Source organism: Agromyces sp. Root1464 (assembly GCF_001427265.1).
GTDB classification, from domain to species: domain Bacteria; phylum Actinomycetota; class Actinomycetes; order Actinomycetales; family Microbacteriaceae; genus Agromyces; species Agromyces fucosus.
The window spans coordinates 1,129,289-1,146,526 of record NZ_LMFU01000002.1 but is presented as its reverse complement, the minus strand read 5'-3'; the positions used below and the strand labels follow the sequence as shown (position 1 = coordinate 1,146,526).

Sequence of the window (17,238 nt, the reverse complement as noted above, 5' to 3'; positions counted from 1 at the left end):
GCGTGATCGCCCTCGTCGTGAACCCGATCGCCGGAGTCGGCGGGCCCGCCGGGCTCGCCGGCTCCGACGGCGCGGCCGTGCAGGAGCGGGCGGAGGCGCTCGGCTCCCGCCGTCGCGCCGCCGAGCGCGCGCGGCTCGCGCTCGAGACGGTGGCGGCGCGAAGCGCGGCGGATGCGTCGCGACCGGTCGTGATCACGGCTGCCGGCGCGATGGGCGAGGACGTGGTGAGAGCCGCCGGTCTCGAGCCGCGCGTCGTCTTCCGCGCGTCGTCGAGGGACGGGGCGGGTGAGACGACCGCGGCCGACACGACCGCCGCCGCACGTGCGCTCGTCGACGCCGGAGCGAGCCTCGTGCTCTTCGCCGGCGGCGACGGCACCGCGCGCGACGTCGCCGCCGGGCTCGGCACGGACGCCGCGGCGCTCGGCATCCCGGCCGGCGTGAAGATGTACTCGCCCGTGTTCGCCGTGAGCCCCCGGGCAGCGGGTGCGCTCGCCGCGTCGTGGGTCGCGGCATCCGAGGCCGGTCGCTCCCTGCCCGTGCAGGAGCGGGAGGTGCTCGACGTCGACGAGGCCCAGCTCCGGGTCGCCAGGGTCGAGCCGAGACTCTACGCGACCATGCCGGTGCCGTACCTCGCCGGCCGCACCCAGGCCCGCAAGTCGGCGACGCCGGCGAGCGAGCACGCGGCCGTCGTCGCGGCGGCCCGCGGCGCCGTTCGGTCACTGCGGCCCGGCGTCCGCTACCTGCTCGGACCGGGCGGCACGATGGCCGAAGTCGCCCGCGAGCTCGGCGTGGCGAAGACCCCGCTCGGCGTCGACGTCGTGCTCGACGGCGCCGTCGTGCGCGCCGCAGCGTCCGAGTCCGAGCTGCTCGACGAGATCGCCGCAGGCCCGGCGAGGGCCGTCGTCTCGGTGATCGGCGGGCAGGGCTTCCTGCTCGGCCGCGGCAACCAGCAGCTCTCGGCGCGCGTCCTGCGCGCCCTCGGCCCCGACCCGCTCGTCGCCGTCGCACCGGAGCAGAAGCTCATCGACCTCGGCGGGCGACCCCTGCTCGTCGACACCGGCGACGCCGCAGTCGACGCACGGCTCGCGGGATTCGTCCGCGTGATCACGAGCGCGGCCACCACCAGCATCTACCCTGTCACCGCACCCGATGCCGAGGCATCCGACCCCGAAGGAGAAGGCCATGCGCCTTGAGAACAAGCAGGCCATCGTCACCGGCGGCGCGGGCGGCATCGGCCGCGCCACGTCGATCGCCCTGGCCGCCGAAGGAGCGGCCGTCGCCGTCGTCGACCTGAACGCCGACGCCGCGGCAGCGGTCGCCGAGGAGATCCGCGCGGCGGGCGGCACCGCGATCGCGATCGCGGCCGACGTCTCGTCCGAGGCCGACATCGAGCGCGTCGTCGCGACGGCGGTCGCCGAGTTCGGCGGGGTGAACGTGGTCTTCAACAACGCGGGCATCATCCGGCGCACGACGGCCGTCGAGACCACCGTCGAGGAGTGGGATCGCGTCTTCGGCGTGAACGTGCGCTCGATCTTCCTGATGTGCAAGCACATCGTGCCGATCATGGCGGCCGCCGGCGGCGGTTCGATCGTGAACACCGGCTCGGGATGGGGTCTGAAGGGCGGCGGCCAGGCCCTCTCGTACTGCGCCTCGAAGGGCGCGGTCGTGAACATGACGCGTGCGCTCGCGATCGACCACGGCCCGCAGGGCATCCGCGTGAACTCGGTGAACCCGGGCGACGTCAACACGGGGATGCTCCGCGACGAGGCGCGCCAGCTCGCACAGGATCCCGACGCGTTCCTCGCCGAAGCCGCCGACCGGCCGCTGCAGCGCATGGGCGAGCCGCGCGAGATCGCCGCGGCCGTTGTGTGGCTCGCGAGCGACGAGTCGAGCTACGTCACGGGCTCCGCGCTCGTCGTCGACGGCGGCGGCATCGCGTAGCAGGATTCGGCCGAACGACGGATGCTCCGTGGCCGATCGGCCACGGGGCATCCGCTCTGTTCGGGGCTCGTGCGGGGCTCGCTCAGCCCTGGGGGATGGCGGCGACGACGTCGATCTCGACGAGGATGTTCGCGAGGCGCGAGCCCACCGTGGTGCGCACGGGGTACGGCTCGGTGAAGAACTCGGCGTACGCGACGTTGTACTCGGCGAAGTCGGCGAGGTCCTCGAGGTGGGCGGTGACCTTCACGACGTCGTCGAACGTCAGCTCGTACTCGGCGAGCACTGCGCCGATGTTGCGCAGCACCTGGCGGGTCTGCTCGGCGACGCCGCCGGGAACGACCTCACCGGTGGCGGGATCCTGGGGGCCGAATCCGGCGGTGTAGAGGAAGCCGTTGGCGACGACGCCGTGGCTGTAGGGGCCGGCGGGCTTCGGGGCGTTCGAGAGGGTGACGGCGATCTTGGACATGGTTCCTCCTGTGGGGTGATCGGTCGAGGTCGTGATGGTCTGCGGCGAGCCCGCGAACTCAGCCGAGCTCTCGGGCGATGGCGTCGGCGGTCTCCCGCATCGCGGGCAGGTTCGCCCGCAACCGGTCGAGGTCGGCGACCATGCGGATCGCCGTGACGGAGAGTGCGCCGACGATGCCGAGGGAGCTCCGGATCGGCACGGCGATGCAGTTGACGAAGGCCTCGAACTCGCGGTCGTCGGTGGCCCAGCCGCGGGAGCGCACGAGGGCGAGCTCCCGGTCGAGTCGCTCGCGCGTGGTGATGGTCAGGTCGGTGTACCGCTCCCAGGTGATGCCGGCGAGCACCGCGTCGCGGCCCGCGGTGTCGAGGTCGGCGAGGATCGCCTTGCCGACGGCCGAGCAGTTGGGGATGACGGCGCGGCCGATGCGCGAGTACATGCGCACGCCCGACTCGTCTTCGGCCTTGTCGACGTAGACGATCGATCGGTCCATGAGCGCCGCGAGGTGCACGGTGTTACCCGTGCGGCGCTGCAGGCGGCGAACGTGCTCGGCGCCGGCCTCGCGCAGGTCGAGCGAGTCGAGCGCTTCCTTCGAGAGGGCGGCGAGCCGGGTTCCGAGCGTGTAGCGCCCGGTGCTGCGGCGCCGCACCCACCCGACCTCCTCGAGCGCCTGCAGCTCGCGGAACATCGTCGAACGATGCAGCTCGAACGCCTCGGCGAGCTCGGCGACCGTGCGCGGGTCGGCCGCGATCGCATCGATGATGCGGGCGGCACGCTTCACGCTCTGCGACATGTCAGACCTCCTCTTCCTCTTCCGCGATGTCTCGGGACCATTCGTCTCCCACGGGACCCGGGATGTCTGCGGTCCGGTGCGACACGAGTGGTCCCGAACCGGGCGCGGCGTGCGTGGCGCGGGCGGCGGCGCGACGGATGCCTCGGCCGGGCGTCGCCCCGGTGAGCTCGCCGCCCGCGAGCACGGGCACGCCCGCCACGAGCACGTCGTCGATGCCGACGCCGAGGCCGAGCGGCGCGGAGTAGCTCGCGGTCGCGCCCACGGCATCGGGGTCGACGAGCACGAGGTCGGCGACGAAGCCCTCGCGAACGGCGCCGCGGTCGCCGAGCCCGAAGCGAGCCGCCGACCGGGCGGAGACGAGCGCCGCGGCATCCGCCCAGCCGAGCGTCGCCTGCTCGCGCACGAGCATCGCGAGGGAGCGCGGGAACGAGCCGCGCGCTCGAGGGTGCGGGTGCCGGCCGATGAAGATGCCGTCGGAGCCGCCCATCGCGGCCGGGTGCGAGAGGATCTCCGCGAGCCCGGCGTCGCTGCGTTCGTGCTGCACGGCCATCACGACGTTGACCTCGAGCCGCGAGGCGACGAGCACGTCGAGCGCGAAGTCGATCGCGTCGATCGAACCGCCGGAGCGAGCGGATGCCTCGGCGGCCCCTTCGGCGATCGTCAGGCCGTGCGTCCAGTCGTAGTCGGGCGCCGCGACGTGGGCGAGGGTCAGCATCGACGGCCACTCGGGCCCGAGGCTCGCGTAGCCGGTGATCGTCGGGAACCACTCCTCGCGGAGCATCGCGCGGATGCCGGGATCGGCGAGCTCCGCGGCGACCTCTGCTGCGGGTCGCACCGTCAGCGAGGCGGGCAGGATCGGCATCGCGAGGATCGAACAGCCGCGCGTGTACGGGTAGGCGTCGAAGGTCGCGTCGACGCCGGCGCGGTCGAGGTCGGTGAGGAGCTCCCGCACGAGGTGCGGCTCGGCGTGGAAGTGGGAGACGTGCACGCGCGCACCCGAGCTGCGTGCGATGGCGGCCACCTCGGCGATGCCCGCGGCGGAGTTCGCCTCATACCCGCCGCGCATGTGCGAGACGTAGACGGCCCCCGCAGCGGCGACGGGCACGGCGAGGGCGGCGAGCTCCTCAGTGCCGGCGAAGACGCCTGGCGCGTAGTCGAGGCCCGTGGAGAGGCCGAGGGCGCCCTCGCCGAGCCCGTCGGCCACGAGGGCCCGCATGCGAGCGAGCTCGGCGGGCGAAGCGGCATCCGTCGACCGGCCCATGACCTCGAAACGCACCGTGCCGGCGGGCACGAGGGTGGCGGCGTTCAAGGCGGTGGTGCCGTCGTAGGCGCCGAGCAGCGCGGCCACCCCGCCGCCGCGGTAGCTCGGGTGCGATCCGTTGATCGCCGCGAAGTACTCGGTCGCGTACGTGCCGTCGCCCGGGGCGTAGCCGACGCCGTCCTGCCCGCCGATGACGGTCGTGACGCCTTGCCGCAGCAGGGCGAGCTGCACCTCGGGGTCGAAGAGGGCGCCGTCGGCGTGGGAGTGCGCGTCGACGAAGCCGGGCATGAGGAGCCGGCCGCGCCCGTCGATGACGTGCGCGTCGCCCGGGGCGAGCGTGCCGGTGGGTGCGATGGCCTCGATGCGCTCGCCGGCGATGAGCACGTCGGATGCCGCGGCGCCGATGCCGTCGGCATCGACGACGACCACGTCTCGGATGATCACGGTCATCGCGAACCCTAGAAGAACGTGCGCACGAGCGCGACGACGAGATCGGAGCCGCCGCCCTCGACGACCGGGATGAGGCGCCACTTGTCGAACGCGGTGCAGGGGTGCGACAGGCCGAGCGACACGACCTCGCCGATGGCGAGGTCGAAGGGTGCGTCGGCGCGCAGGTAGGCGTGCTGGTCGTTGAGCGCGGTGACGGATGCCCCGGCGAGCGGTCGTTCGCGGGCCCCGGACGCCTCGGCAACACCGAACGGCACGGGAAGACCCTCGTCGTACGGGAAATCGCGCTTGCCACCGTCGAGCAGTGCGAGGCCCGGCTCGGGGTGCGAGACGACGCGGGCGTAGCCGCGCATCGCCGGGGTGAGCTCGCCGTCGATCGGCGAGATGCCGTGGTAGATGCCGTCGTCGTGGAGGAGGGAGGCGCCCGAGCGGAGGATCCAGCGGGTGCGCGGTTCTGCTCCCTGAGCCTGTCGAAGGGCGCCCGTGTGCGCCTCGGCTCCCGTCGACGGGCTCAGGGAACGGATGTGCGGTCCGAACACCTCGGCGACGAGTTCGAGATAGGCGCTGCCGCCGGCGCTGACGATGAGCTCGCCGTCGGCGAGACCGCGCACCGCCTCGTGCACCTCGAGCATCTCGGCGAGGTAGGTGCGCACCGCCTCGAGCGCCGCCGGGGAGCGATCATGGCCGAGGCTGCCCTCGTACCCGGCGGTGCCGGCGAGCCGGAGGACGGGCGAGGCGGCGATGCGCTCGGCGACGCGCACGGCCTCGTCGACGCTGCGCGCACCGGTGCGGCCGCCGGCTCCGCCGAGTTCGACGAGCACGTCGATCGGGCGGGGGAGCGTCACGCCCTCGAGCCCGCGCTCCATCGCCTCGACGGTCGCCACCGAGTCCGCCCACGAGTGGAACGAGAATGCGGGGTCGGCCAGTTCGCCGGCGATGAACTCGAGCGCGTCAGGCGCCACGAGCGTGTTCGCGAGCATGATCGAGGCGATGCCGAACGATCGCGCGGTGCGCACCTGCCCCGGGGTCGCGAGCGTGACGCCGGTGGCGCCGTGGTCGAGCTGGAGCTGCCAGAGGGCGGGGGCCATCGTGGTCTTGCCGTGCGGCATGAGCTCGAGTCCGCGCTCGTCGCACCAGCCCTGGATCACTGCGGCGTTGTGTTCGAGAGCGCGCGCGTCGAGTGCGAGGAGCGGGGTCCAGAACTCGGCGAGCCTCGGGCCGGTCGCGAGGAACTCGCTGACCGTGAGCCCTGCGGCTCGGGCGGGCAGTCCCTTGTCGGCCGCGTTCAGTCGCTCATCGTCGAGTGCCTCGAGTCGCGTGTGCTGCAGCATCCGAGCCCCTTCCCTCATGTTGCAGATACTGCAACGCGTTTGCGCTGAATCTGCACACCAGACAGCATAGGGGCGTGCTGGACATTCCGCTGCCCGACGTCGTCGCCCTCGGCGAGACGATGGCCCTCGTCGCCCCCGTGCTCGCCGAACCGCTCGAGACGGCCCACGAATTCCGCGTCGACTCGGCGGGCGCCGAGTCGAACGTCGCCGCGCATCTCGCGGCACTCGGCGGGCGAGCGGCGTGGGCGGGCCGACTCGGCGACGACGCGCTCGGCCGGCGAATCGAGCGTCACTTGCGCGAGCGCGGCGTCGACACCCGCTGGGTCGAAGCGGACCCCGAGGCGCCGACCGGCGTCTACTTCAAGGATCCGGGTCGCGGCGTGCGCTACTACCGGGTGGGGTCCGCGGCCTCCCGAATGGCCCCGCCCTTCCTCGACTCGCTCCCGCTCGACACCGCCCGCGTCGTGCACGTGAGCGGCATCACCCCTGCGCTCTCCGCGAGCTGCGACGCGCTCGTCGACGCACTCGTCGACCGCGTCGCCGCCTCGCCCGCGATGCTCAGCTTCGACGTGAACCACCGCAGCGCCCTCTGGCCGGCGGGGGTCGCGGCCGGTCGCCTTCGCGAACTCGCCTCCCGTGCCGACCTCGTCTTCGTCGGGCTGGACGAGGCCGAGGCGCTGTGGGGCACGGCGACGCCGGAGGCGGTGCGGGCGCTGCTGCCCGAGCCGACGCTCCTCGTCGTGAAGGACGGCGCGATCGGGGCCACCGAGTTCCGCGCCGGCGCCGGTGCGGACGACAGGCCGACCCACGTGCCGGCGATGGTCGCGGAGGTCGTCGAGGCCGTGGGCGCCGGCGACGCCTTCGCGGCGGGCTACCTCGCGTCGTGGCTCACCGGAGGCGACGCGCGCGAGCGTCTCGCCGCGGGGCATGCCCGAGCCGTGACCGTGCTCGGCGACACCGCCGACTTCCCCCGCGCCGAATCCAACCTGAGGAGCACCCGATGACCACCACGAGCAACGCCGAGTTCGACGAGATCTTCGAGGGGCAGCCGCTCATGGCGATCTTCCGGGGTCTGGGAGTCGAGCGGAGCCTCGAGCTCGCCGAGCGGGCGTGGGGGCTCGGCATCAACGTGGTCGAGCTGCCGATCCAGACGGAGGCCGATCTCGAGGCGCTGCGCGTGGTCGCGGCGGCCGGGCGGGCCGCCGGTCGCCTCGTCGGAGCGGGCACCGTGGTGTCGACGCGCCACGTCGAGCTCGCGGCATCCGCCGGCGCGGCCTTCACCGTGAGCCCGGGATTCGACCCGGCCGTCTCGCGCGCCTCGGCGCAGGCCGGCATGCCGCCGATGCCGGGCGTCGCGACGGCGACCGAGGTGCAGGCGGCGATGGCGATGGGGCTCACCTGGGTGAAGGCGTTCCCTGCGTCGCTCCTCGGACCGGGCTGGTTCTCGGCCATGGCCGGCCCGTTCCCCGGTGCCCGATTCGTCGCCACCGGCGGCATGGATGCGTCGAACGCCGGCGAGTTCCTCGCTCGGGGCGTGCGCGCGGTCGCCGTCGGCTCGGCGCTCGAGGATCCGGCGCAGCTGCCGGCGCTCGCCGCATTGCTCGCCGAGTAGCCGAGGCGTTCGGAGGATCCGAAGCGCGGTGCCGACCTGGTCGGCACCGCGCTTTCGTCGTCTTCGCAGCGGAAACGAGTGGGAAACGATGTGGAAACAGAAACAGGATGATTTGTTTCCAGTTACTATCTTTTCTGTTAGGGTCGCTTCCAGTAACGCGTGAGCACCGACCCCCCTGCGCACGGCGAACTGCACCACCTTCCACGCAACGAAGCACGAGAGGAATGCCGAGATGACTCGAACCAAACGCTCCCTCGCGGTGGCACTGGCCGCCGGAGCGGCCGCGATCGCCCTGGGAATGACCGGATGCACCCCGTCGGCCGGAGGAGGCGGCGACGACGCCCCGGTCCTCCGCGTCTGGGCGGGCAGCGCCACCCCGATTAACAACAACTTCAACCCGTTCGCCGTCGACACGGCCGTGCACGCGACCTTCGGCGTGATCTACGAGCCGCTGTTCTTCTTCAACCAGCTCTCGGCCGACGCACCCGTCGGACTCATCGGTGACAGCTACGAGTACAGCGAAGACGGCCGCACGCTCACCGTCACGATCAAGCCCGGCCTGCAGTGGAGCGACGGCGAGGACCTCACTGCCGACGACGTCGCCTTCACGTTCGGCTACGGCTCGAACAAGTCCGAGCAGTTCGTCTCGGCCGAGGCCACCGACCCAACCACCGTGGTGCTCACCTACACCGAGCCGCAGTTCACGAGCGCCTCGCTGACGCTCGGCTCGACGTACATCATCCCCGAGCACATCTGGGCCGACATCGACGACTTCATGGCCGAGACGAACCCCGAGCCCGTCGGCTCGGGTCCGTACGTGCTGAAGAGCTTCTCCGACGCCGCCTACACGGTCGAGGCGAACGAGCTCTTCCGAGACGGCGCTCCCGCCGTGACCGAGGTGCAGTACCTCGGCCTCGACTCGAACCAGTCGTCGCAGGACCTCCTGACGACCGGCAAGATCGACTGGGTCGGCCAGTTCATCGCGAACCCCGACGCCGTCACCGGCGCGGGTGACATCACGACGCTGAACCTCCAGCAGGACCCGACGACGATCACGACCTGCGCGAACGCCGACCTCGGCTGCAAGGGACCGCAGACCGACCCGGCCGTGCGCCAGGCGATCAACGTCGCGATCGACCGCGCCACGATCGCCGACAAGGCGTTCGCCGGGCTCGCGGGCGAGTCCTCGCCGTCGTTCACCCTCCAGCCGCGCGACGAGCAGTGGCTGAGCGACCCTGAGCTCGCGACGAGCCCCCAGGAGGCGGACGCAGCGGAAGCCGGCGCCATCCTCGAGGCAGCCGGATACACGAAGGACGCCGACGGCTTCTACGGCAAGGACGGCACGGCGATCGAGATCGACCTGTTCTCGCCCGACGGCTGGACCGACTACAACGACGCGGCCAAGCTCATCTCCGAGCAGGCGGCCGAGGCGGGCATCCGCATCAACGCCCGCACCGTCTCCGACGCCGAGTACTGGACGCCGATCCAGTCGGGCGACTTCCAGATGGCGCTCTACGGCCTCACGCAGAGTCTCGTCGCCGACCCGTACTCGAACTACCACGAGTACTTCGCCGGCTCCTCGACCGTGAAGGTCGGCGAGTCGCCGCTCGACGGACAGAACTACGCGCGTTACTCGAACCCGGCCGTCGACGCGGCCGTGCTCGCCGCGGGTGCCACGCAGGGCGTCGCGACGAAGCAGGCGGCCTATGCGACCATCCAGACCGAGATCGCGCGGGACCTTCCGTACATCCCGGTGGTGCTGAACGCCTCGCAGTCGTTCTTCAACACCGAGAAGTTCAGCGGATGGCCGAGCGAGGACGACCTCTACGCCGCGCCGCTGCCGTACCTCGCGGTGGCGAACGCGGTCGTGCTCGCCCACCTCACCCCGGCGAAGTAGCCCGGTCGGTCCCATGGAACTCCCCAACTCGAGGACGGCAGCGGCATGAGCTTCTACCTTCGGCGGGTCGCCTTCTACCTGGTGACCCTCTGGGCGGCGATCTCGCTCAACTTCCTGCTCCCGCGACTCCTGCCGGGCGACCCAGCGGCCATCATGCTGGGCAAGCTCCGGCGTGCCAGCGGCGGACGCCCGCTCTCCGAGGAGACGATCGCGGCGATCACCTCGATCCTGGGTGCCGGGAAGGACATGTCCCTCTGGGACCAGTACGTGGCGTACTGGGGCCGGTTGCTTCAGGGAGACCTCGGCGTCTCCTCCACGAGGTACCCGGCCCCGGTCGCCGATCTCATCGCGGCGGCACTGCCGTGGACGATCATCCTGGTCGGCGTCGCGACCGTCATCTCCTTCGTGCTCGGCATCATCGTGGGCGCATGGGTCGGATGGCGGCGCGGCACCTGGCTCGACCACCTCGTGCCGGTCACGACGGTCTTCCAGTCGATCCCGTACTTCTGGCTGGCACTCGTGCTCGTCGCGGTGTTCTCCGTGCAATTGGGGTTGTTCCCGATCGTCGGCGGCTACGACGTCTTCGAGTTCCCGGCCGGCCCAGAGCTCAGCTGGGCGTTCATCGGGAGCGCGATCTACCACGCGATCCTCCCGGCGATCACGATCGTGCTCTCCTCGGTGGGCGGCTGGCTCCTCGGCATGCGCAACATGATGGTGTCGACGATGTCGGAGGACTACGTCGTCACCGCCGAGGCGAAGGGGCTCACCCCTCGCCGGGTGCGCACCAAGTACGCCTCGCGCAACGCCGCCATCCCGAGCCTCGCCGGGTTCGGCATCGCCCTCGGCTTCGTCGTCGCCGGTTCCATCGTCATGGAGCAGGTGTTCAGCTATCCCGGGATCGGCAAGCTCATGATCCAGGCGGTGCAGGGCCTCGACTACGCGCTCATGCAGGGCGTCTTCCTCGTGATCACGCTCACGGTGCTCGCCGCCAACTTCTTCATGGACCTCATCTACGGCTTCATCGACCCGAGGGTGCGACACAATGGTTGACTCCCAGCCCACGCTCGAGCGTGCCGACGACTCCTACGCGACCGGCGACGACGCACTGTTCCAGTCACCCGTCTCGGCTGAGGCGGTGCGCGAGACGAACCGCGAGGCGACCGCCACCGCCGCGATCGCCGCTGCACGGGCGACTCGCGGAGGCCGCTTCCGGCACATCCTGCCGAGTCGCTCGGGCAAGCTCGTCACGGGCGTCGTGATCGTCGGCCTCATCACGCTCTTCGGCATCTTCGGCCCGATGATCGCCCAGCCGCCGCGCGACTCGAGCAACGAGGCGCTCCAGCCGCCCTCGGCCGAGCACTGGCTGGGCACGACCAAGCTCGGGTACGACGTCTTCTCGCAGCTCGCGTGGGGCACGCAGGGCTCGCTCTTCATCGGCATCGTCGCGGGCATCGTGGCGCTGCTCCTCGCCGTGATCTTCGGCGTCTTCGCCGGCTACTTCGGCGGGGTGCTCGACGAGGTGCTCACGCTGTTCACGAACATCGTGCTCGTGATCCCCGGCCTTCCGGTCGTCATGGTGATCGCCGCCTACGTGCAGAACGCCGAGGGCCTCGGGCCGCTAGCCCGGAGCTCCCTGCTCGTCGCGCTCGTGCTCGGCATCACGGGCTGGGCCGGATCCGCCGTCGTGCTGCGGGCGCAGGCGCGGTCGCTTCGCACCCGCGAGTACGTCGCGGCAGCGCGCGTGGCCGGCGAGAAGCCCGGCCGCATCATCTTCGTCGAGATCCTGCCGAACCTCGTGCCGCTGCTCGCGGCCCAGTTCATCTTCGGCGTCATCTTCGCGGTGCTCGGCGAGGCCGGACTCTCCTACCTCGGCCTCGGGCCGACCGGGTCGATCACGCTCGGCACGATGCTGAACGACGCCCAGACCGGCCAGGCGGTCGGCACCGGAGCCTGGTGGTGGTTCGTGCCGCCCGGCCTCATCATCGCCGCGCTCGGCGCCGGACTGTCCCTCATCAACTTCGCGATCGACGAGGTCGTGAACCCGAAGCTCAGGCTCGCGCCTGAGAACGCGAAGCGCCAGCGCCGGGCCGCCAAGGCAGGCAAGGGCGTCGCCGACACCGGAGCATTCGCATGAACGCCGATTCCATGAACGCCAACGCCAGGAACGTCGCCGTCCTCGGCGAGCCCGTCCTGACCGCACGGAACGTCTCGATCGAGTACGAGGTCGACCCGCCGGTGAAGGCCGTGCGCGGGGCGTCGATCACGCTGCATCGCGGTGAGATCCTCGGCCTCGCGGGGGAGTCGGGCTGCGGCAAGACGACCCTCGCCTACGGGCTCAACCGGCTGCTCAAGGCCCCGGCGCTCATGACCGGGGGAGACGTGGTGTTCCACGACGCATCCGGTGACGACGTGGATGTCGTCGCCCTCGACGGCGAGGCCCTGCGCCGGTTCCGATGGAACAAGGTGTCGATGGTCTTCCAGGGCTCCATGAACTCGCTGAACCCCGTCATGAACGTGCGGAAGCAGTTGCACGACGTGTTCTCGACCCACCGGCCGGAGATGCGGCGCGCCGAGCGAGAAGCCAGGAGCGCCGAGCTGCTGACCCTCGTCGGCGTCGACCCGACGCGGCTCTCGAGCTTCCCGCACGAGCTGTCGGGCGGCATGCGACAGCGCGTGATGATCGCGATGGCGCTCGCCCTCGACCCGCAGGTCATGATCATGGATGAACCGACCACGGCGCTCGACGTGGTCGTGCAGCGCGGCATCATCCGCGAGATCATGCGGTTGCGCGAGCGACTCGGCTTCGCCGTGATCTTCATCACGCACGACCTGCCGCTACTCATCGAGATCAGCGATCGCATCGCGATCATGCTCGACGGCGAGATCATCGAGCAGGGCGACGCCGAGCAGATCTACCGGGCGCCGGGGCATCCGTACACGAGGCGGCTCCTCTCGAGCTTCCCGAGCCTGCGCGGCGAGCGCGGCGACTTCATCCGCACCGGCGTATCGGCCGGAGGTGCTGCATGAGCGGGCAGGCGCAACCCCAGGCGCAGGCCCAGGCGACCTTGACCACGACGCTCGAGGCGCGCAACCTGGTCAAGGACTTCCGGCTGCGGAGCGGCACCAAGGTGCGCACGCTCAACGCGGTGAAGGATGTCTCGTTCACGCTCGAGCCCGGTCGCACCATCGCCCTCGTCGGCGAGAGCGGCTCGGGCAAGTCGACGATCGCACGGATGATGGCCAAGCTCGAGACGCCGACGTCCGGCGAGGTATTGCTCGACGGGCGCACGAGCGCGACTCGCGGCGGAGGACTCGCCCGGTATCGGCGCGACGTGCAGATGGTGTTCCAGGACCCGTTCAGCTCGCTGAACCCGTTCCACCCGATCCTGCACCACCTCGAGCGGCCGCTGCGCATCCACAACCCGCGGCTGTCGTCGCGGGAGATCCGCGAACGCGCCGAGGAGCTGCTCGAGCGCGTGCGCCTCTCGCCCGCGGCGACCTTCGCCGATCGTCGGCCGCACGAGCTCTCGGGCGGGCAGCGGCAGCGCGTCGCGATCGCGCGTGCGCTCGCCCCGGGATCGCGGTTCATCATCGCCGACGAGCCCGTGTCGATGCTCGACGTCTCGATCCGCCTCGGCGTGCTGAACCTCCTCGCAGAGCTGCAGCGGCAGGAGCACCTCGGCGTGCTCTACATCACGCACGACCTCGCGACCGCGCGGCACTTCTCCGACGAGATCCTCGTCATGTACCGCGGGGAGATCGTCGAACGAGGACCGAGCGAGCAGGTGATCCTCGATCCGCAGCACGAGTACACGAAGACGCTGCTCGAGGCCGCGGCCGACCCGGATCGACTCGGGCGGCTGCGCGACGACGTGCGGAACGGCGGGTGAGTCAACAAACAGTAAACATTCTTTTCAGATAGAGTGACCACGAACACGAAACGAGAGAGGCGGCCCGACGTGAACCAGATCGACCCCGGCACCCCGACGTGGCTCGCCGCGCGCAACGACCGCACCGCCTTCCGGCTCATCCTCGAGCACGGTGCACTCACTCGATCCCAGCTCGGCGAGCTCACGGGTCTCTCCAAGCCCACTGCGTCGCAGATGCTGGCTCGGCTCGAGCGGGTGGGCCTGATCCGACCCGTCGGCGAGCTGTCGGGCGGCCGCGGACCGAACGCGATCACCTACGGCGTGCGGACCGACCGCATCACGGGCGTCGCGATCTCGATCCTCGACCGGGCCATCCAGGCCGTCGTCGTCGATGCCGTCGACCATGACCACCCGATCGTGCAGATCGCGACGGACTCGCACGAGCGCTCTCCCGAAGGTGACGTGCGCGCCGCCGTGCGGGCGGCCTGCGCCGAGGCCGGCATCGACGAGAGCACGGTCAGTCGTGTCGTGATCGGCGTGCAGGCCGCCTTCTTCGTCGATGGCGACGAGCTCTCGTTCACCGACACCCTGCCGGGGTGGCCGGCCACCGGGGCTCGCGCGCGCATCGAGCGGGAGCTCGGCCTGCAGGTGACGATCGACAACGACGTCAACCTCGCGACCATGGCCGAGCGTTCGGCCGGTGCGGCTCAGCAGGCTCCGAGCTTCGCACTGTTCTGGATCGGCGACGGCCTCGGTGTCGGTCTGGATCTGGGCGGAGTCGTGCACCGGGGCGCTTCGGGCGGGGCCGGCGAGATCGGCTACCTCGCGGTGCCGCGAACGGCGGAGCCGCTCGCTCCCGCCGCGAACGACTTCACCGACCTGCTCGGGGGCCCCGCCGTGGTCCGCCTGCTCGGCGACGGCGGGAGCGGAGAGACGCTCGCCGAGGTGCTGCCCCGCCTCACCCACGACGACGACGCCCTCTCGGCGCTCGCCGACCGCGTGATCCTCGCCGTCAATCCGCTGCTCGCGATCCTCGATCCCTCGATGATCGTGCTCGGCGGGCCCACCGGCATCGCGGGCGGCGCCCGGCTCGCCGAGCTCGTCGCCGAGCGCGTCGATCCGGCGGCGCACCCGAAGCTCGTGATGCGCACGAGCGGAACGGGTTCCCAGCCGGTGCTCCTCGGCGCGCGCCAGCAGCTCGTCGAGCAGATCCGCGACCACCTCGAGGCGGACATCTCGCTCGCCTCCTGAATCGGCCGAAGGCGGATGCCACGGGGCATCCGTCGTCCGTTCACCGACCCTTCGCTCCTTGCGCCAGTGGCGCAGGCGACCCACGCACGAATTGAGGACCCATGAAGCTCGCCATCGTCGGCGGAGGCTCGACCTACACGCCCGAACTGATCGACGGGTTCGCACGCCTGCGCGACACCCTCCCGCTCGAGGAGATCCGCCTCGTCGACCCCGATGAGCGCCGTCTCGCGCTCGTCGCCGGCATGTCGCAGCGGATGCTCGAGCACGCGGGGCATCCCGCGAAGGTCATCGGCACGACCGATCTCGTCGCCGGCGTCGCCGACGCCGACGCGGTGCTCATCCAGCTGCGTGTCGGCGGGCAGGACGCCCGCCATGCCGACGAGACCTGGCCGCACGAGGCCGGATGCATCGGCCAGGAGACGACCGGACCCGGCGGCCTCGCGAAGGCGCTGCGCACCGTGCCCGTGGTGCTGCGCATCGCCGACGTCGTGCGAGCGCATGCGAAGCCAGACGCCTGGATCGTCGACTTCACGAACCCCGTCGGCATCGTGACCCGGGCGCTGCTCGAGGCGGGCCACCGCGCCGTCGGCCTCTGCAACGTGGCGATCGGATTCCAGCGCCGGTTCGCGTCGCTCTTCGACGTCGAGCACGACCGGGTGAGCCTCGGCCACGTCGGCCTCAACCACCTCACGTGGGAGCGGAGCGTCGTGATCGACGGTGCCGACCGGCTGCCGGGGCTGCTCGAGCACCGGCTCGGCGAGCTCGCCGAAGAGGTGCACCTCGCGCCGGCCCTCATCGCGCAGCTCGGCGTCGTCCCCTCCTACTACCTGCGCTACTACTACGCCCACGACGAGGTGCTGCGCGAGCAACTGCACGAGCCCACGCGGGCCGAGGCGGTGCGCGCCATCGAGCGGGAGCTGCTCGAGCTCTACGCGGATCCGGCCCAGCACGAGAAGCCGGCGGCACTCGAGGGGCGCGGCGGCGCGTTCTACTCGGAAGCGGCGATCGAGCTGCTCGCGGCGATGCGCGACGGCGCGAGCCGATCCCGCGTGGTCAACCTGCGCAACGACGGCGTTCTGCCGTTCCTGCCCGACGACCACGTCATCGAGGTGCCGGCCGTGTTCCGCGACGGGGGCTTCGTCGCGGAACCGGTCGCGCCCCTGCCCGACGACATCCGCGGGCTCATCGCTGGGGTCGCGGGCTACGAGCGCCTCGCGCTCGACGCCGCCGTGCACGGGGGGCGCGACCGCGTGCTCCGAGCCATGCGCGCGCACCCGCTCGTGCTGCAGCACGATCGTGCCGAGCAACTGACCGACCTGCTGATGGCCGAGAACGCACCGTTCCTCGAGTGGGCGCGATGAACGGCGTCATCGTCGCCGTCGACGGCGGCGGCTCGAAGACCGACGCGGTCGCGCTCACGATCGACGGCGAACTCGTCGCGCACGCGCGCGGCGCCGGCTCGAGCCCGCACTTCGAAGGGCTCGGCGAGGCCGTGGCCGTCGTCGACGAGCTCGTGCGAACGGTCGCGGCGCGACGCCCCGTCGCACATGGGGGCCTCTACATTTCGGGACTCGACCTCGCGGTCGAGGTCGAGCAGTACGCCGCCGCGATCGCCGGATTCGAGTGGTCCGGGCCGTCCACCGTCGTCGCCAACGACCTCTACGCCGTGCTCAGGGCGGGCACCGACGAACCCGACGCCGTGGCGATCGTCTGCGGCACGGGAGTGAACGCGGTCGGCGTGCGCGCCGACGGCGCCGAGGTGCGGTTCCCCTCACTCGGCCCCATCTCGGGCGACTGGGGCGGCGGCAGCGGCATCGGCGAGCAGGCGCTCTGGCACGCGGCGAGGGATGTCGACGGCCGGGGCCCGCGCACAGTGCTCACCGCCGCGATCCTCGAGCAGCTCGGGGTCGCCTCGGTGCCCGCGCTCATCGAGGACCTGCACTTCGGCCGGCGCGACTCCGGCGAGCTCACGGCGCTCACGCCGACGGTGTTCGAAGCCGCGCGGGCCGGGGACGCCGTCGCGACCGGGCTCGTCGACCGGCAGGCGGAGGAGATCGTGGCGTTCGCCCGGGCATGCGTGACCCGGCTCGGGCTCACCGATCGAGCCATCCCGATCGTGCTGGGGGGCGGCATCATGCGGGCGGGCGACGATCGACTCATCGGCGGCATCACCCGGGGCCTCGCCCTCACCGCTCCGCGTGCGCGCCTCGAGATCCTGGATTCGGCGCCGGTCGTCGGCGCGGCTCTCCTCGCGCTCGACCGGGCGGGGGCGAGCGCCGGCGCGCTCGAGCGAGCTCGCGTCGCGGTCGCGGCCGCAACGCGGGAGCGCATCGATGCCACGGTCGGGTCGGGCCGGTAGCGCCGAGACGTTTC

The 17,238-nt window shown here is 71.5% G+C and carries 16 protein-coding genes; 12 read left to right on the top strand and 4 right to left on the bottom strand.

Translation table 11 applies throughout. The features are described from left to right. Nucleotides 1–2 precede the first annotated feature (2 nt). Both ASD23_RS10965 and ASD23_RS10960 read left to right on the top strand, forming a co-directional pair. Complete coding sequence (locus ASD23_RS10965; RefSeq protein ID WP_200941707.1) at nucleotides 3–1,193, top strand: ATP-NAD kinase family protein; 1,191 nt, start codon at nucleotides 3–5, stop codon at nucleotides 1,191–1,193. Continuing rightward, nucleotides 1,183–1,941 carry an SDR family NAD(P)-dependent oxidoreductase gene (locus ASD23_RS10960; protein ID WP_056010255.1) on the top strand — a complete coding sequence of 253 codons (759 nt, stop codon included), beginning with the start codon at nucleotides 1,183–1,185 and terminating at the stop codon, nucleotides 1,939–1,941. The genes ASD23_RS10965 and ASD23_RS10960 overlap by 11 nt, the downstream gene beginning before the upstream one ends. A gap of 82 nt (nucleotides 1,942–2,023) precedes the next feature. Here ASD23_RS10960 and ASD23_RS10955 read toward each other — a convergent pair whose 3' ends face one another. From ASD23_RS10955 to ASD23_RS10940, 4 genes are read right to left on the bottom strand one after another with little or no spacing between them, the layout of a single operon-like run. Beyond that, nucleotides 2,024–2,407 carry a RidA family protein gene (locus tag ASD23_RS10955; protein ID WP_056010253.1) on the bottom strand — a complete coding sequence of 128 codons (384 nt, stop codon included), beginning with the start codon at nucleotides 2,405–2,407 and terminating at the stop codon, nucleotides 2,024–2,026. Nucleotides 2,408–2,465: 58 nt separating this feature from the next. Continuing rightward, entirely contained in the window at nucleotides 2,466–3,197 is a 732-nt protein-coding gene (locus tag ASD23_RS10950; RefSeq protein WP_056010251.1) for an IclR family transcriptional regulator, read from the bottom strand. A gap of 1 nt (nucleotide 3,198) precedes the next feature. After that, nucleotides 3,199–4,908: an N-acyl-D-amino-acid deacylase family protein gene (locus ASD23_RS10945; protein WP_082571375.1), complete on the bottom strand. Its 1,710-nt coding sequence runs from the start codon at nucleotides 4,906–4,908 to the stop codon at nucleotides 3,199–3,201. A gap of 8 nt (nucleotides 4,909–4,916) precedes the next feature. Then, nucleotides 4,917–6,236, bottom strand: coding sequence for an alanine racemase (locus ASD23_RS10940; RefSeq protein ID WP_082571374.1), 1,320 nt, complete (start codon nucleotides 6,234–6,236; stop codon nucleotides 4,917–4,919). A gap of 74 nt (nucleotides 6,237–6,310) precedes the next feature. Between ASD23_RS10940 and ASD23_RS10935 the strand changes: the two genes are divergently transcribed. The 10 genes from ASD23_RS10935 (at nucleotide 6,311) to ASD23_RS10890 (ending at nucleotide 17,224) form a co-directional block, all read left to right on the top strand. After that, complete coding sequence (locus ASD23_RS10935) at nucleotides 6,311–7,240, top strand: sugar kinase (RefSeq protein WP_235507715.1); 930 nt, start codon at nucleotides 6,311–6,313, stop codon at nucleotides 7,238–7,240. Further along, nucleotides 7,237–7,848 (top strand): bifunctional 4-hydroxy-2-oxoglutarate aldolase/2-dehydro-3-deoxy-phosphogluconate aldolase, encoded by a 612-nt coding sequence (locus ASD23_RS10930; RefSeq protein WP_056010247.1) that lies wholly within the window; start codon nucleotides 7,237–7,239, stop codon nucleotides 7,846–7,848. Before ASD23_RS10935 ends, ASD23_RS10930 begins: the two co-directional genes overlap by 4 nt. 232 nt (nucleotides 7,849–8,080) lie before the next feature. After that, complete coding sequence (locus ASD23_RS10925) at nucleotides 8,081–9,745, top strand: ABC transporter substrate-binding protein (protein ID WP_056010245.1); 1,665 nt, start codon at nucleotides 8,081–8,083, stop codon at nucleotides 9,743–9,745. Nucleotides 9,746–9,790: 45 nt separating this feature from the next. Beyond that, nucleotides 9,791–10,795, top strand: a complete 1,005-nt coding sequence (locus ASD23_RS10920; protein WP_056010243.1) for an ABC transporter permease — start codon at nucleotides 9,791–9,793, stop codon at nucleotides 10,793–10,795. Then, the gene (locus ASD23_RS10915) at nucleotides 10,788–11,879 is read left to right on the top strand and encodes an ABC transporter permease (RefSeq protein ID WP_082571373.1); all 1,092 of its coding nucleotides are present in this window, start codon (nucleotides 10,788–10,790) and stop codon (nucleotides 11,877–11,879) included. Before ASD23_RS10920 ends, ASD23_RS10915 begins: the two co-directional genes overlap by 8 nt. Continuing rightward, nucleotides 11,876–12,772 carry an ABC transporter ATP-binding protein gene (locus ASD23_RS10910; RefSeq protein WP_056010241.1) on the top strand — a complete coding sequence of 299 codons (897 nt, stop codon included), beginning with the start codon at nucleotides 11,876–11,878 and terminating at the stop codon, nucleotides 12,770–12,772. Before ASD23_RS10915 ends, ASD23_RS10910 begins: the two co-directional genes overlap by 4 nt. Continuing rightward, entirely contained in the window at nucleotides 12,769–13,635 is an 867-nt protein-coding gene (locus ASD23_RS10905) for an ABC transporter ATP-binding protein (protein ID WP_056010239.1), read from the top strand. The genes ASD23_RS10910 and ASD23_RS10905 overlap by 4 nt, the downstream gene beginning before the upstream one ends. Before the next feature lie 69 nt (nucleotides 13,636–13,704). Next, nucleotides 13,705–14,865, top strand: a complete 1,161-nt coding sequence (locus ASD23_RS10900; protein ID WP_056010237.1) for an ROK family transcriptional regulator — start codon at nucleotides 13,705–13,707, stop codon at nucleotides 14,863–14,865. A 101-nt stretch (nucleotides 14,866–14,966) separates the two neighbouring features. Beyond that, a complete protein-coding gene (locus ASD23_RS10895) occupies nucleotides 14,967–16,226 on the top strand; it encodes a 6-phospho-beta-glucosidase (RefSeq protein WP_056010235.1) in 1,260 nt (419 codons plus the stop codon). After that, nucleotides 16,223–17,224 (top strand): N-acetylglucosamine kinase, encoded by a 1,002-nt coding sequence (locus tag ASD23_RS10890; protein WP_056012973.1) that lies wholly within the window; start codon nucleotides 16,223–16,225, stop codon nucleotides 17,222–17,224. The genes ASD23_RS10895 and ASD23_RS10890 overlap by 4 nt, the downstream gene beginning before the upstream one ends. Nucleotides 17,225–17,238 lie beyond the last annotated feature (14 nt).

What these genes read in the sequence shown, in the direction of transcription:
- ASD23_RS10960 (WP_056010255.1), top strand. Translation starts at nt 1,183, where the DNA reads ATGCGCCTTGAGAACAAGCAGGCCATCGTCACCGGCGGCGCGGGCGGC.
- ASD23_RS10910 (WP_056010241.1), top strand. Translation starts at nt 11,876, where the DNA reads ATGAACGCCGATTCCATGAACGCCAACGCCAGGAACGTCGCCGTCCTC.
- ASD23_RS10890 (WP_056012973.1), top strand. Translation starts at nt 16,223, where the DNA reads ATGAACGGCGTCATCGTCGCCGTCGACGGCGGCGGCTCGAAGACCGAC.
- ASD23_RS10915 (WP_082571373.1), top strand. Translation starts at nt 10,788, where the DNA reads ATGGTTGACTCCCAGCCCACGCTCGAGCGTGCCGACGACTCCTACGCG.
- ASD23_RS10940 (WP_082571374.1), bottom strand. Translation starts at nt 6,236, where the DNA reads ATGCTGCAGCACACGCGACTCGAGGCACTCGACGATGAGCGACTGAAC.
- ASD23_RS10905 (WP_056010239.1), top strand. Translation starts at nt 12,769, where the DNA reads ATGAGCGGGCAGGCGCAACCCCAGGCGCAGGCCCAGGCGACCTTGACC.
- ASD23_RS10945 (WP_082571375.1), bottom strand. Translation starts at nt 4,908, where the DNA reads ATGACCGTGATCATCCGAGACGTGGTCGTCGTCGATGCCGACGGCATC.
- ASD23_RS10895 (WP_056010235.1), top strand. Translation starts at nt 14,967, where the DNA reads ATGAAGCTCGCCATCGTCGGCGGAGGCTCGACCTACACGCCCGAACTG.
- ASD23_RS10930 (WP_056010247.1), top strand. Translation starts at nt 7,237, where the DNA reads ATGACCACCACGAGCAACGCCGAGTTCGACGAGATCTTCGAGGGGCAG.
- ASD23_RS10925 (WP_056010245.1), top strand. Translation starts at nt 8,081, where the DNA reads ATGACTCGAACCAAACGCTCCCTCGCGGTGGCACTGGCCGCCGGAGCG.
- ASD23_RS10920 (WP_056010243.1), top strand. Translation starts at nt 9,791, where the DNA reads ATGAGCTTCTACCTTCGGCGGGTCGCCTTCTACCTGGTGACCCTCTGG.
- ASD23_RS10955 (WP_056010253.1), bottom strand. Translation starts at nt 2,407, where the DNA reads ATGTCCAAGATCGCCGTCACCCTCTCGAACGCCCCGAAGCCCGCCGGC.
- ASD23_RS10950 (WP_056010251.1), bottom strand. Translation starts at nt 3,197, where the DNA reads ATGTCGCAGAGCGTGAAGCGTGCCGCCCGCATCATCGATGCGATCGCG.